General features: G+C 60.4%; 11 protein-coding genes and 1 tRNA gene. 6 read left to right on the forward strand and 6 right to left on the reverse strand.

Features of this window, described 5'->3' with window-relative positions:
• A partial coding sequence (locus B7L72_RS06205; protein WP_176212842.1) for a murein hydrolase activator EnvC family protein occupies positions 1-332 on the forward strand: 332 nt, incomplete at its 5' end.
• Positions 333-393: 61 nt separating this feature from the next.
• On the opposite strand, the gene gcvT is transcribed toward B7L72_RS06205, so the two are convergent.
• Positions 394-1,506 carry a glycine cleavage system aminomethyltransferase GcvT gene (gene gcvT, locus B7L72_RS06210; RefSeq protein ID WP_081193242.1) on the reverse strand — a complete coding sequence of 371 codons (1,113 nt, stop codon included), beginning with the start codon at positions 1,504-1,506 and terminating at the stop codon, positions 394-396.
• A gap of 88 nt (positions 1,507-1,594) precedes the next feature.
• Positions 1,595-2,998, reverse strand: coding sequence for an alanine/glycine:cation symporter family protein (locus B7L72_RS06215; protein ID WP_081193244.1), 1,404 nt, complete (start codon positions 2,996-2,998; stop codon positions 1,595-1,597).
• A gap of 408 nt (positions 2,999-3,406) precedes the next feature.
• On the opposite strand from B7L72_RS06215, the gene gcvH reads away from it, so the two are divergent.
• Both gcvH and gcvP read left to right on the forward strand, forming a co-directional pair.
• Positions 3,407-3,796 carry a glycine cleavage system protein GcvH gene (gene gcvH / locus B7L72_RS06220; protein ID WP_081135530.1) on the forward strand — a complete coding sequence of 130 codons (390 nt, stop codon included), beginning with the start codon at positions 3,407-3,409 and terminating at the stop codon, positions 3,794-3,796.
• Positions 3,797-3,959: 163 nt separating this feature from the next.
• Positions 3,960-6,851 carry an aminomethyl-transferring glycine dehydrogenase gene (gcvP, locus tag B7L72_RS06225; RefSeq protein WP_081193246.1) on the forward strand — a complete coding sequence of 964 codons (2,892 nt, stop codon included), beginning with the start codon at positions 3,960-3,962 and terminating at the stop codon, positions 6,849-6,851.
• A 32-nt stretch (positions 6,852-6,883) separates the two neighbouring features.
• On the opposite strand, the gene B7L72_RS06230 is transcribed toward gcvP, so the two are convergent.
• Positions 6,884-7,783, reverse strand: coding sequence for a LysR family transcriptional regulator (locus B7L72_RS06230; protein WP_081135525.1), 900 nt, complete (start codon positions 7,781-7,783; stop codon positions 6,884-6,886).
• Positions 7,784-7,998: 215 nt separating this feature from the next.
• Here B7L72_RS06230 and ppnN point away from each other — a divergent pair, with 215 nt between their 5' ends.
• From ppnN to B7L72_RS06245, 3 genes are all read left to right on the forward strand, one after another.
• Positions 7,999-9,381 (forward strand): nucleotide 5'-monophosphate nucleosidase PpnN, encoded by a 1,383-nt coding sequence (gene ppnN, locus B7L72_RS06235; RefSeq protein WP_016913772.1) that lies wholly within the window; start codon positions 7,999-8,001, stop codon positions 9,379-9,381.
• 33 nt (positions 9,382-9,414) lie between these two features.
• Positions 9,415-10,143 (forward strand): sulfite exporter TauE/SafE family protein, encoded by a 729-nt coding sequence (locus tag B7L72_RS06240; protein WP_081193248.1) that lies wholly within the window; start codon positions 9,415-9,417, stop codon positions 10,141-10,143.
• Between the two features lie 104 nt (positions 10,144-10,247).
• Entirely contained in the window at positions 10,248-10,451 is a 204-nt protein-coding gene (locus B7L72_RS06245; RefSeq protein ID WP_016913770.1) for a hypothetical protein, read from the forward strand.
• A 52-nt stretch (positions 10,452-10,503) separates the two neighbouring features.
• On the opposite strand, the gene B7L72_RS06250 is transcribed toward B7L72_RS06245, so the two are convergent.
• The 3 genes from B7L72_RS06250 to B7L72_RS06260 all read right to left on the reverse strand — a co-directional run bounded on the left by B7L72_RS06250 (position 10,504) and on the right by B7L72_RS06260 (position 14,397).
• A complete protein-coding gene (locus B7L72_RS06250; RefSeq protein ID WP_081193250.1) occupies positions 10,504-13,215 on the reverse strand; it encodes a cation-transporting P-type ATPase in 2,712 nt (903 codons plus the stop codon).
• 170 nt (positions 13,216-13,385) lie between these two features.
• Positions 13,386-13,462: transfer RNA gene (locus B7L72_RS06255), tRNA-Pro, on the reverse strand.
• A gap of 122 nt (positions 13,463-13,584) precedes the next feature.
• A complete protein-coding gene (locus B7L72_RS06260) occupies positions 13,585-14,397 on the reverse strand; it encodes an inositol monophosphatase family protein (protein ID WP_081193252.1) in 813 nt (270 codons plus the stop codon).
• Between the last annotated feature and the right edge of the window lie 110 nt (positions 14,398-14,507).

Consider the following 14,507-nt stretch of genomic DNA (forward strand, 5'->3'; position numbering starts at 1 on the left):
TGAGGCGCTTTGGTGCCGATAGCCGTGGCACGCTACAGCCGATGTTGCTGGCCACCCAGGCCGGTGCCAAGGCCAAGGCCGTGGCGCCTGGAGAAGTGCGCTTTGCCGATGGCATGCGCCAGCTGGGTGAGGTGGTGATCGTGCATCATGCAGACAACCTGCAAAGCGTATATGCGCTCTGCGAGCGACTGCTGGTCAACGTTGGCCAGCAGGTGAGCGCTGGCGATGCCCTGTGCGAAGTTGGCCAAAGCGCCTCAACGCAGCGCTATGACCTGCTCTTCGACCTGCGCCAGGGCGGCAAGCCCATCGACCCGCGACAGGTGTTGAGATAGAAGGTACTGAGGTAGAAGGTATCGAGCAAGCCCCCGCTTTGGGGGCTTGCACAGAAGCACCTCACCCTCGATAGTAGCCAGGCTCCACGAAAGGCATTGGCGTAACGGTCATGGGCAGCGACTTACCCCGAACCAGCGCAAACACCGTCGTGCCCGGCGCTTCCCATTGCCGTTCCACGTAGCCCATGGCCACGGGCTTACCGACGCTGGGGCCAAACCCGCCGGAGGTTACCTGACCGATCTCCTGGCCTGACTCATCCACCAGCGTGACGCCTTCACGTACCGGGGCACGCCCTTCCCCCACCAGACCGACCCGCTTGCGGGTATGATCCTTGGCATCCACCTGATGCAGAATGATATCCGCCCCCGGGAAACCTGCCGGGCGCTCTCCCCCATGGCGGCGCGGCTTGCCGATGGCCCAGATCAAGCTGGCCTCTACCGGCGTGGTGGTCATGTCCATGTCGTGGCCGTAAAGGCACAGTCCCGCCTCAAGACGCAGGGAATCCCGCGCCCCCAGGCCAATCGCTTCCACTTCCGGTTCGGCGAGTAGCGCTTCGGCCAACGCCTGGCTCGCTTCTGCGGCCACGGAAATCTCGAAGCCATCCTCTCCGGTATAACCGCTGCGGCTTATCCACACCTCGTGACCGACCAGGCTGAAACGACCATGCTGCATGAACGTCATGTCACAGGCCGCGGGGCACAGGCGCTGCATGACATCACGCGCCTGGGGCCCTTGCAGCGCCAGCAAACCTCGGTCCAGCACGTCGATCTGGTGAGTAGAACCCAGGTTGGTGCGTAGATGAGCAATATCCTGATCCTTGCAGGCCGCATTGACCACCAGATAGAAGTGATCTCCAGCGTTCACCACCATCAGGTCATCGATGATTCCGCCCTCGGTCCCGGTAAACAGGCCATAGCGCTGCTGGCCAATCTTCAGCCCCACCAGATCGGCGGGAATCAATGTCTCCAGCGCTTCTGCCACATCGTCGCCGGACACCAGAATCTGCCCCATGTGCGACACGTCAAACAGACCGCACTGCTGGCGCGTATGCTCGTGCTCCTTTTTCACACCCAACGGGTACTGCACGGGCATCTCATAGCCCGCAAAGGGCACCATTTTCGCGCCTAACTGAGTGTGCAGTGCATGCAGCGGCGTACGTTTAAGTTCGGTCATGGGCTTCCTCAATGGTCAAAAGAGAAACGGGAAGCCTTAAAGGCTTCCCGGCTCTGGTGGATCTTATCTTCCCGCCTGTGAAAGGCGCTTATTTATCGTGATCCAGGGCTTCACCCGGCAGGATGTCCTTACCCGCAAAATAATCCCGAGTGAGTTTAAACACAACCGGCGACAGCAGCGCCAGCGCAATCAGGTTGGGAATGGCCATCATCGCGTTGAAGGTATCGGCCATCAGCCAGATGAAGCCCAGTTGCGCGATGGCTCCCAGCGGGATGGCCAAAACGAAAAGCACGCGGTACAGCATGATGGAGCGCGTGCCAAACAGGAACTGGCAGCACTTCTCGCCGTAGAACGACCAGCCCAGAATGGTGGTAAAGGCAAAGATGGCCAGCGCCACGGCCACGATCTGGTTACCAAAGCCCGGCAAGGCTGCATCGAAGGAGAGCGCAGTCAAAGACGCTCCGGCTTCGCCATCGATCCATACCGTAGAGGTCAGAATGACCAGCGCGGTGATGGTACAGACGATGATCGTGTCGATGAACGTGCCCAGCATGGCGATCAAGCCCTGACGAACCGGGTTGCGGGTCTGCGCCGCCGCATGGGCGATGGGCGCGCTGCCGAGGCCCGCTTCGTTGGAGAAGATACCCCGGGCCACGCCAAAACGAATGGCCGCCATGACGGCAGCACCGGCAAAGCCACCGGCAGCGGCAATCGGGTTGAAGGCGTAGTAGAAGATCAGCCTAAAGGCCTCGCCAATTTGCCCCGCGTTGACGATCAGCACCAGCAGCCCAGCCAGTACATAGGCAACCCCCATGATGGGCACCAGCTTACCGGCCACCTTGGCAATACGTTTGATACCACCGAGAATCACCGCCCCGGCCAGCACCATGATGATCACCCCCGTCAGCCAATGGGGCACGCCAAAGGTGGCATCCATGGCATCCGCCACCGAGTTGGACTGCACGGTATTACCAATGCCAAAGGCAGCCACGGCACCAAAGAATGAAAACAGGCCGCCCAGCCATAGCCACTTCTTGCCCAGGCCGTTCTTGATATAGAACATCGGCCCACCGATGTGGTTGCCCGTGCTGTCGGTTTCACGGTAACGCACCGCCAGAACCGCCTCGGCGAATTTCGTTGCCATGCCCACTAACGCGGTGATCCACATCCAGAACACAGCACCTGGCCCGCCCAGCGCGATGGCCGTGGCGACACCGGCAATGTTGCCCGTACCGATCGTCGCGGACAGCGCCGTCATCAAGGCGTTGAACGGCGAAATTTCCCCGTCACTGCTGGCTTCCGATGCGCTCTTGTCGGCAGGTTTTACATCGCGGCCTTGCCACATTAGCCTGAAACCCATGCCGAGCTTGCGTATCGGCATCAGTTTCAAGCCAATTTGCAGATAGATACCCACCCCCAGCAGCAGCACCAGCATCAACGGCCCCCACACCACGCCGTTAATGGCCCCTAATAGGTTCGTTAACATTTCCACACGACTCTCCTTAACCGAAGGATTAGCAAGTTTATTATAAAGGTCCGGTCACGCTTTCCCCATGACGCTCAGGGAAGAAGCTCCTGCGCCTGCCTACCATAGCGTCTACTGCACGCTGAAAAAACGCAAGATTGGCATGTTTTATACCATCTTACTGGTGAACATCCATGGTCATGTCGCCAAACAGCAGAGAAAGCCTCTTTTTTGGAAAATCAAACGCGCGTCGCCCCAAAGTGAATGGCGTCCAATTTTTTCTCTTTTTGCCACTGATGAGAAACTTGTTTCCAATTGGAAACAAGGTACCATACGCACATGGCACACTAGACAACCCGTGCCCAACAGTCGCCAAGCTGACCGACAGACGCTAGTATGCTGTCGTTCACTCCACTGTTTAACAAGGGAACCTTCATGAGCAATCTTCCAGCTAATTTGCGCTACGCTGCCAGCCACGAATGGGTACTGGATCATCAGGACGGCACCGTTACCATCGGCATCACCGACCACGCCCAGCAAGCGCTGGGCGATGTAGTCTTCGTCGAGCTGCCGGAGGTCGGTCAGAGCCTCAGCAAGGGCAAGGAGTTTGGCGTGATCGAATCGGTCAAGGCTGCTTCTGATCTCTACTCGCCGGTGGATGGCGAAGTGATCGAGGTCAATGAAGCGCTGGAAGATGCGCCTGAAACGGTCAATGAAGCCCCTTACGAAGGCGGCTGGATCATGAAGGTGCGCGTCGAAGGCCAGGCCCTCGAAGGCCTGCTGGACGCCGATGCCTATCAGGCGTCGCTCAGCGCCGACGATTGATAAGCTTTACCCGAACGCCTGCCTCCGTGCAGGCGTTCACGTTAACACCCTGATGCATCACGCGGCCGCCTACCCCTTGGCGGGTTGGACACGCTGCACCGTAGCCACGCTGAACCGGCTGCCCTGAGACCCACGGTTTACTCATCACGTTCGGAACCTTCCCATGCCTTTTGAAACACGCCGTTTGGCCGAACTGGCCGACCACGATGCTTTTATCAAACGCCATAACGGGCCTAGCCCCGACGATGTCGCCACCATGCTAAAAGCGCTCGATTTGCAGCGCATGGAAGATCTGATCGAGCAAACCGTGCCAAGCGACATTCGCTTGGGCCGCGAACTGGCACTGGACGCCCCCCGTAGTGAAGCAGAAGCCCTGGATTACCTGAGCCAGCTGGCACGCCAGAACCGCGTGGCCAAAAGCTACATTGGCCAAGGTTATTACAATACCCACATGCCCGCCGTGATTCAGCGCAACGTGCTGGAAAACCCCGGCTGGTATACCGCCTACACGCCTTACCAGCCCGAAATTTCTCAAGGGCGCCTGGAAGGTCTGCTGAATTTCCAGCAGGTGGTCATGGATCTCACCGGGATGGAGCTTGCCAACGCCTCCCTGCTCGATGAGGCCACCGCCGCCGCCGAGGCCATGGCACTGTGCAAGCGCGGCAATAAGAAGAGCAAGTCCAACACCTTTTTCGTGGCCGAAGACGTCTTCCCGCAAACCCTGGACGTCATCAAGACCCGCGCGGAATTCTTTGGCTTCGAACTGAAGATTGCACCGGCGGAACAACTGGCAGACGAGGAGGTGTTCGGCGCGCTGGTTCAGTACCCGTCCGCCAGCGGCAACATCACCGACCTCGCGCCGCTGCTCGCCAAGGCCCAGGAAAAGGGCGTCATGACCTGTGTCGCCACGGATCTGCTGAGCCTGGTACTGCTGAAAGAGCCCGGTATTTTGGGTGCCGACATCGTGGTGGGCAGCTCGCAGCGCTTTGGCGTACCCATGGGCTTCGGTGGCCCCCACGCGGCGTTTTTTGCCACCTCCGACAAGCTCAAGCGCTCCATTCCGGGCCGCATCATCGGCGTTTCAAAAGACAGCCGTGGCAAGACCGCGCTGCGCATGGCCATGCAGACCCGCGAACAGCACATTCGTCGCGAGAAGGCCACCTCCAACATCTGTACCGCCCAGGCGCTGCTGGCCAACATTGCCGGTTTCTATGCCACTTATCACGGTGCCGAGGGGCTGCGCAAAATTGCTGGCCGCGTTCACCGTCTGACCACCCTGCTGGCCACCGGCCTGCAACAGGCGGGTGTGCAGCTGGCCAACGATAGCTGGTTCGATACGCTGCGCCTTACCCAGGTCGATGCTGGCAAGATCCATGGCCGCGCCATGACCCATGACATCAACCTGCACTACTTCGCCAATGGCGATGTCGGCATCAGCCTCGACGAAACCACGACGGCCCATGACGTCGCGACCCTGTTCGATGTCCTGCTCGGCGATGAGCACGGTCTTTCCGTCGCCGCCCTCGACGAGCAAGTGGTGGAAGGCAAGCTGACAGGCATTCCGGCAGAGTACCAGCGGGAAAGCGACTTCCTGAGCCATCCAACGTTCACGCGCTACCGCAGCGAAACCGAAATGCTGCGCTACCTGAAACGCCTGGAGAACAAGGACCTCTCACTGGCCCATGCCATGATTCCGCTGGGCTCATGCACCATGAAGCTCAACGCCACCAGCGAGATGCTTCCGGTCTCTTGGCCTGCCTTCGCGCACCTGCACCCCTTCGCGCCTCGCGACCAGGTGGCGGGCTATCATCAGATGATCGACGAGCTGGCCGCTTTCCTGGTGGAAGTGACCGGCTATGATCATATCTCCATGCAGCCCAACTCTGGTGCTCAGGGCGAATATGCCGGCCTGCTGGCCATTCGCCGCTACCAGGCCGCCCAAGGGGAAGCCCACCGGGATGTGTGCCTGATTCCCAGCTCTGCCCACGGCACCAACCCGGCATCTGCCGCCATGCTGAGCATGGAGGTGGTGGTGGTCGAGTGCGACGCCAACGGCAACATCGACCTGGCCGACCTGACCCAGAAGGCCGAGCAGTACAGCGAGCGGCTCTCGGCGGTGATGATCACCTACCCGTCTACCCACGGCGTATTCGAGTCCCACGTTCGTCAGGTGTGTAAGGTGATTCACCAGCACGGTGGCCAGGTCTACGTGGACGGCGCCAACATGAACGCCCAGGTGGGGCTGACACGCCCAGGCGACTTCGGCGGGGATGTATCGCACCTCAACCTGCACAAGACCTTCTGCATTCCTCACGGGGGTGGCGGTCCGGGCATGGGCCCCATTGGCGTCAAGGCGCATCTGGCTCCTTACGTTTCCAACCACGTGGTCACGCCCATCGATGGCGTCCAGCCCGGTGGCGCAGTGTCTGCTGCCGCCTTTGGCAGCGCCTCGATCCTGCCCATCTCCTGGGCGTACATCAAAATGATGGGCGCGCGGGGGCTGCGCGAGGCAACGGAGATCGCCATTCTCAACGCCAACTACATCGCCAAACGGCTGGCGCCGTCCTACCCGATTCTCTATCGCGGCCAGAACGGCTATGTGGCCCACGAGTGCATCATCGACATCCGCCCGCTCAAGAGCGCCTCGGGTATCAGTGAAGAAGATATCGCCAAGCGACTGATGGACTATGGCTTCCATGCGCCGACCATGTCGTTCCCGGTACCCGGCACGCTGATGATCGAGCCTACCGAGTCCGAATCACTCTACGAGATCGACCGCTTCTGCGACGCGATGATTGCCATTCGTGAAGAGATCGCGCGCATCGAGAATGGAGAGTGGCCGCTGGACAACAACCCGCTGGTCAATGCGCCGCATACCCAGGCCGACGTCATGGACAGCGACTGGCAGCGCCCCTATGACCGCCAATTGGGGGCTTTCCCCAGCGAAGCCGTCGCCGCCGCCAAGTACTGGCCATCGGTCAACCGAGTGGATAACGTCTTTGGTGATCGCCAACTGGTGTGCTCGTGCCCCAGCATTGACGAATATCGCCTCTAGGTAAGCCTCCCCTCGCGCCTCTGGGGCCCTGTTCAGGGTTCCAGAGGCGTCGTTTCTTGTAGCCGCTGGTCATGGAAACCCTTGAGCAGCTTCTCGTAACGCTTGGGCAACACGGAATCCTTGCGCCGCAGCAGATAGAGCACTTCGTGAATGACCTGCGGCAGTGCCAGCGGCTTCACCTGGCGCTGCCAGGGAGAAGTTTCCAATACCAGCCGTGACACAACGGTAAAGCCCAACCCCCGAGCCACAGCGTCCAGCACCATGCTGACTTCGTTGGTAAACCCCTGGTGGCGAAAATGCGTCATGGAGCGGAACTCGTCGGGGAAATTGGCCCGTAGCAGCGCGTTGGCATGGTTAATGCCATCGTAGTAATTGATGAAGCCCAACCCCATCAGTTCGGCCAAGGAACTGCCCGCGAAGTCGGCGGGCACCACCAGGCACAGGGGCTCCTTGTGCCAGACGGTGCAGGCAAGCTCGGTATGGTTGACCTGCTCGGTGACGATGCCAATATCGTAACGCCCTTCCAACAGGTCGTTGACGATCTCATGATTGAAGGCAAAGCTGTAGTTGACGGTCAGGCTGGGGTGCATCTGCTGCTGCCCCAGGATATACGGGTAGAACATCAGCCCAACGCTGCCCGGGGAGGCAATGCGGCACTCGCCGCTATCCAGCGAATCATCGTCCAGCCCATGCCTGAACTGTTCATGCTCGGCAAACAGCTTCAGCGCGTAGTCATAGGCGCGACGACCAGACTCGGTCAGCGTGAAACTGCGCCCGTGACGCTCGATCAGCGCTTTATCCAGATAGGTTTCCAGCTTTCTGACATGCTGGCTGACGCCTGGCTGCGTCATTTCAAGGCGTCGTGCGGTGCGCGTGAAACTGCCCGTCTCCACCAGCGTGATAAAGGTACGAAAGTATTGAGCGTTGAACATGGATTCCCGGCAACTTCATCATTAACGGTCACTGTCACAGTGAGGATCACCAGGGCGCCTGGAATGGATGCCTACCGGCGCCAAGCCTCTAGCCTAGCATAAAAAACGACCGCCTCGGGCACGGGTGCCCGTAGCAGGGCAAGGCAGCTGAACGTGAGAGAGCAGCATGCTAGTATGCCGATTGGTCATGATCATACTCAGGGATAGTCCATACAATGACGCAACCTTCAGCACCCCGCGCCACCATTTCCAGCATCATTTCTCCCGAAGGCAGCCTGGAAGTGCTGTCCCAGCACGAGGTCAATCGCCTCAAGAGCACCTCGAAAAGCGGGTTACATGATTTGTTGCGCCGCTGCGCCCTCGCCGTGCTCAACTGCGGCAGCCCCACCGATGACAGCCTGGCCCTCCTCGAAGCCTACAAGGATTTCGACATCGAAGTGCTGCAGCAGGATCGCGGGATACGTCTGAAGCTTACCAACGCGCCAGCGGAAGCCTTCGTTGACGGACGCATGATACGCGGCATTCGTGAGCACCTGTCGTCGATCATCCGTGACATCGTCTACGTCTATAACGAGATCCAGCACCACAATCGTTTCGACCTCAGCACTGGCGAAGGCACCACCAATGCCGTGTTCCACATTCTGCGCAAAGCGGGCACGCTGAAGCCGGGCCGCGACCCGAGCCTGGTAGTATGCTGGGGCGGCCACTCGATTTCCCGTGAAGAGTACGAATACACCAAGGACGTCGGCTATCACCTGGGGCTCCGCGACCTGGACATCTGCACCGGCTGCGGCCCAGGGGCCATGAAAGGCCCCATGAAAGGGGCCAATGTCGCGCATGCCAAGCAGCGCCGCAAGGAGGGCCGCTACCTGGGCATTTCCGAGCCAGGCATCATTGCCGCGGAAGCCCCCAACCCGATCGTCAATGAACTGGTGGTCATGCCGGATATCGAAAAGCGCCTGGAAGCCTTCGTGCGCCTGGGCCACGGCATCATCGTGTTCCCCGGCGGCGTGGGCACCGCCGAAGAGATTCTCTACCTGCTGGGCATTCTGCTGCACCCCAGCAACCAGGACATTCCCTTCCCGCTGGTCTTCACCGGCCCCGCCAGTTCCGCCGAGTATTTCGAGAAAATCGACGAGTTTCTGGTCTACACCCTGGGTGAAGAGATCCGCCGCTTCTACACCATCATCACCGGCGACCCGACGGCCGTGGCACGCACCATGCGCGATGGCATCCAGCAGATCAGCGAGTTCCGCCGCCAGCACCAGGATGCGTTCTACTACAATTGGCGTCTGACCATTGCCCGCGAGTTCCAGGCACCCTTCGAGCCTACCCATGAGGCCATGCGCAGCCTGGCGCTGCACCGCCAGCAGCCCACCCACGAGCTGGCAGCCAATCTGCGCCGTGCTTTTTCGGGCATCGTGGCAGGCAACGTGAAAGAGCCTGGCATTCGGGCCATCGAGGCCCACGGGCCTTTCGAGCTGACCGCGGAGCCCGAGCTGATGCAGCGGCTGGACGCTCTGCTCAGCTCCTTCGTGGCCCAGGGCCGCATGAAACTGGATGGGCAGCCCTACACGCCCTGCTATGTGCTCAAGTAAGCCCATGTACTCTAGTAATCTGAGTAACGCCGCATGATCGTTGCCTTTCTGACGCTGATGGCCGCGGGAATCATCAAGGGCGCCATCGGCTCTGGCGTACCGGTCATTGTCATTCCCGTGCTGACCATGCTGTACGACGTCAAACTGGCCATTGCCGTGCTGGTGGCGCCGAACCTGTTCAGCAATGCTCTACAGGTCTGGCAGTACCGCCACCACCTGCTGCCGCATCGCTTCCTGCTCTGGTTCGGCCTCTCCGGCGGGCTGGGCATCGTGATCGGCACCTGGGGGCTGGTAGTGCTGTCGCCCACGCTGCTGTCGCTGGGCGTGGCGGCGGCCATCGTGCTCTACCTGGCCATCAAGCTGGCCAACCGCAGCTTCACACTGCCTTTCCCACTGGCGCAGCGCATCGTGTTGCCGGTGGGGCTGGTGGCAGGTGTGCTGCAAGGCGCGGCGGGCATGTCCGCCCCGGCGTCGGTGACCTTTCTGAACGCGATGCGTCTGGAACGCCCGGTGTTCATCGGCTCGATATCGGTGTTCTTCGTGGCGATCACCCTGGTGCAGATTCCGGCCCTGCTCAGCGCCGGGATTCTCACCTGGGAGCGCTCGCTGTACAGTCTGGCGGCCCTGCTGGTCATTCTGGCGGCCATGCCGCTGGGCGCCCGACTGGGCAAACGCCTGCCCCATCGCTGGTTCGACAGGCTCATCATGTGCCTGTTGGCCACGATTGCCATCAAGATCGTCGTGGATGCATTGATGGCCTAGTCTATACTGGGGCATGATCGTGGCCGAACCGTACTCGGCATTCATGTCATGTATACTTCTTGACTCTTTATCTCTGACTTCAGCACCAAGGAAAGGAGCGCCCCATGGAAATGATCAACCAGTTGAGCGATGGCAAGGCCAAAGCCTTTGCCAAACACTGTTTTGAAAGCTATTCCCCGGAAGAACTGAACGCAGCAGCGGCCGGCAATCCTGACAAGGAGCAGGCCGACCACTGGGGCATTACCGAAGGGCAGTGGCAAGAGGCCGTAGCAGCGGCACTCGCCGACCACAAAGCCCAGGGCAACTAAGCACTCCTTCGCGCTAACGTTTCTGCCGCCTGCCCTTGGCAAGCGGCAGTACTCAACTCCTCCGGCGAAGGATACTTTTCTCCACCTCGACCACACCATACACGGCCACGCTTCCCGCCAGGATGGCAAGCCAGTGGTGAGCAGCCAGCCCCTCGCTGACCAGCACGAACTGCATGAAGGGTAAATAGGTAAACCCCAGTTGCAGCAGCAGGACCAACCCGATGGCAAGCCATACCGGTCGACTGCCAAACACGCCTTCCCAGGTCAGCGTACTGTTGAGCAAGTATCGGCTATTGATCAGGTAAGCGGCACTGCCCGCCACCAGCATGTTGACTGCGCCCGTGCGAGCCAGCGCTTCGCTACCCCCCTGCCCCAGAATCCAGTTGAACATACCGAATACGCCAATCAGCAGCAGTAGCGATACGAACACCACCCGCCAAAGCAAAAAGAGATCCAGCAGCGGCGCTTTGGGGTCCCGGGGCGGCCGCTGCATCAGGTCCTTCTCACCGGATTCGAATGCCAGCGCCAGGCCCAGCGTAATGGCCACCACCATGTTCACCCACAGCGCCTGCAGCGGAGTCACCGGCAGGCTTGTGCCCGCCAGCACGGCCAGCATGATGGCCAGCCCCTGAGCACCGTTGGTGGGCAGAATGAAGGTAATCGTCTTGCGGATATTGTCGTAAACCTTACGCCCCTCTTCGATGGCGTGGACGATGGTGGCGAAATTGTCATCGGCCAGCACCATTTGCGAAGCATCCTTGGCCGCTTCCGTTCCTTGAATGCCCATGGCGACACCCACATCTGCCCGCTTGAGCGCCGGGCCATCATTGACCCCATCACCCGTCATGGCGCACACGCCTCCACGCGCCTGCATGGCCTTGACCAGCCGCAGCTTGTGTTCTGGCGACGCCCGAGCAAACACATCCACTTCCAGAATGATCGCTTCGAGCTGCTCATCGGTCATGGCCTCCATTTCACGCCCGGTCAAGGCCCGCTCGGTGTGCTGAAATCCCAACTGGCGGGCAATGGCCAGGGCGGTGGCAGCATGGTCTCCGGTGATCATCACCGGGCGAATACCGGCGCGCTGGCAGCGTTTCACCGCCTCGATGGCCTCTTCACGGGGCGGGTCCAACAGCCCTATCAACCCCAGCAGGCGCAACCCCGACTGCACATGAGGGTGGTCGAGCTCAGCGTCTTCTTCCATTGCCTTCTCGGCAATCGCCAGCACCCGCAAGCCTTTCGAGGACAGCGCTTCGATATGCGCCTCCCACTCGCTGGCTACCAGCGGGGCTTCGCCTTCATCGGTGATCACATGGCTGCTCATTTCGATAATGCGATCCGGCGCGCCCTTGACCAGCAGCCGCCGCCCACCCTCAAGGTCATGCAGCGTGGCCATGTACTTGTGCTCTGATTCAAAAGGAATCGCATCGAGACGCGGGTACTGCTGGCGCAACGCCAGGTGGTCAAGCCCCGCTTTCTCGGCGGCCACCACCAGCGCCCCTTCGGTGGGGTCGCCAAAGATGCGATAGCGTTCATCTTCCTGGTGCAGCTCGGCATCGTTGCACAGCACGCTGGCCAACAGGCAACGTTGCAAGGCAGGCTCATGGGCCCGTCCATTGCACTGCTCCTCGGCGGCCGCTCCTTCCCGGCATAGCTTGCCATGCGGGGCAAAGCCGATACCCTCGAGCGTGAAACGGGCATCCTGCAGCCAGATTGCCTGGGCAGTCATCTCATTACGGGTCAGAGTGCCGGTCTTGTCGGAGAAAATGGTGGAAATCGAACCCAGCGTTTCCACGGCGGGCAGCCGCCGGATAATGGCCCGCCGCTTGGCCATGCGCTGAACGCCCAGCGCCAGGCCAATGGTCACAATCGCAGGCAGGCCCTCGGGAATGGCCGCTACCGCCAGGCCCACGGCCGCCATGAACATCTCACCCAAGGGCTGCTGATGCAGCCAGGTACCCAGCAGCGCCGTGATCCCAGCGGCCAGCAGGATAAACACCGCCAGTACTCGGCCAGCTCTATCCAACTGCTGTAGCAATGGCGTCTTGATCTGCTCGACACTGCGCAGCAATTCGGAAATCTTGCCAATTTCCGAGCGCCCTCCGGTCGCCACCACCAGGCCCCGGGCATTCCCCTGCACGACCAGCGTGCTGGCAAACGCCATGTTCGAACGCTCGGCAAGCTCGGTATCGCGGGCCAGCGGTTCGGGCTGCTTATCGACGGGTACCGATTCACCGGTCAGGGCAGCCTCATCGGTTTTCAAGCGCCGTACTTCCAGCAACCGAACATCCGCAGGCACGCGATCCCCGCTCTCGAACAGCACGATGTCCCCGGGCACCAGCGCTTCGGCGGGCACCGTGGTGCGCTGGCCATCGCGCAGCACGTTTGCCTGGGGAGAGAGCATGTTGCGAATACTGTCCAGCGCCTGCTCGGCCTTGCCTTCCTGGAAAAAGCCGATCAAGGCAATAATCAACACCACGCCCACGATGGCGGCCGCATCAATCACGTGGCCCAGCAGAAAGCTGGCCACCGCCGCGACCACCAGAATCAGCATCAGAATATTGGCAAACTGCGCCAGCAGCCGCTTGTACCAGGGGCGCCCTTGGGCCTGCTCCAGGCGGTTTTCACCATACTGAGCCAAACGCGCCTCTGCTTCTTCGCGGCTCAGACCTTCACGGGTCGCCGACTGTTGCGCCAACGCTTCGTCTACCGATAGCCCATGCCATGCCTCGGGCGTTGCAGCCTGCTTGCCTGTGCGACTCATCCTTGCCTCCTGATCGATGCGCTTGAGTAGACCTTCCACCTGCCCAAGAGCATACCGTACCCGGCTGCACAGAATGATTTCCACCGCTCAAAACTTGACGTATATCAAGAGACACCAACATGAGCCAACGAAAAAAGCCGCTGCAATAAATGCAGCGGCTTTTTCGACATTGGTCGGAGTGACAGGATTCGAACCTGCGACCTTTGCAACCCCATTGCAACGCGCTACCAAGCTGCGCCACACTCCGATGCCCGTTGGCTTTCGCTTCAGGACGGTGCGTATACTAGCGCTTTATTAGCCAAATGAAAAGCCCTTTTTGCGCTTTCTTTTCAAATGCTTGCCGTGCTGCGTTGAAAAGCACCCATCAGGCTAGCGATCCGCGTTTGCCAGCAGCGTCGCCATGGCATCGTACACGCCGGGGGCGGTTACCAACAGCTGCTCTGGGAAAAGGTCGGCAGGAATGCCTTCCGGCACCTCGACCAAATGCCCCACCCGTGCACCGGCTTCCCGGGCGATCACCCAACCTGCCACAAAATCCCAGGGGGATACGGTTTCGTAATAGGCATCCAGGCGCCCACAGGCGATGTCGCAGATGTCCAGCGCCGCCGCCCCGTTGCGTCGGATGTCCTGGCAGTGGGTCAATACGGCTTCGAAACGCGGCAGCAGAGCCTTGCGGGCCTGCTTGTCGTAGGGAAACCCGGTACCTACCAGCGTGTTGGCCAGCGATTCGGCACCGCTGGGCTGGATAGGCCGCTGGTTGCAGTAGGCCCCCAGCCCTTGGGCAGCGCTGAAGGTTTCATTCAGAAACGGTGCGTGAACGACGCCTACCTTGCCCACGCCCTGCTCGATCCAGCCAATCGACACCGCCACATGGCGCTGGCCCTGGGCAAAGTTCACCGTGCCATCGATAGGGTCTACGACCCATAGTTGCTCGGCGGGATGATAGAGCGCCTGTTCGGGGCTCAGCTCTTCGCTTAATTTTGCCTCACCGGGAAAGTACTCTTCCAGGCGCTGGCTGATTCGCTGGTCGACGGCGACATCCACATCGGTGACCAGCTCAACGCCCTCTTTCAAGCGTTGGGCGAAGTTCTGCTGCTCACGCGCCTCGCGGATCATCTGCCCCGCCTCTTCGGCGATGGTGATTGCCAGCGCCAGGCGCGCTTCCAGGGTATACGCTGCCATCAAGTTGCCTCTTCTAACGAACATTGAATGAGTGACAATAGATAGGTCAGCATAAGCGCTAGCCGATGGCATTACCATGAACGCTCGCTCAAGCGACTACCCACAACACT

It is taken from the genome of Halomonas sp. BC1 (assembly GCF_002078135.1).
Lineage (GTDB): Bacteria > Pseudomonadota > Gammaproteobacteria > Pseudomonadales > Halomonadaceae > Vreelandella > Vreelandella stevensii.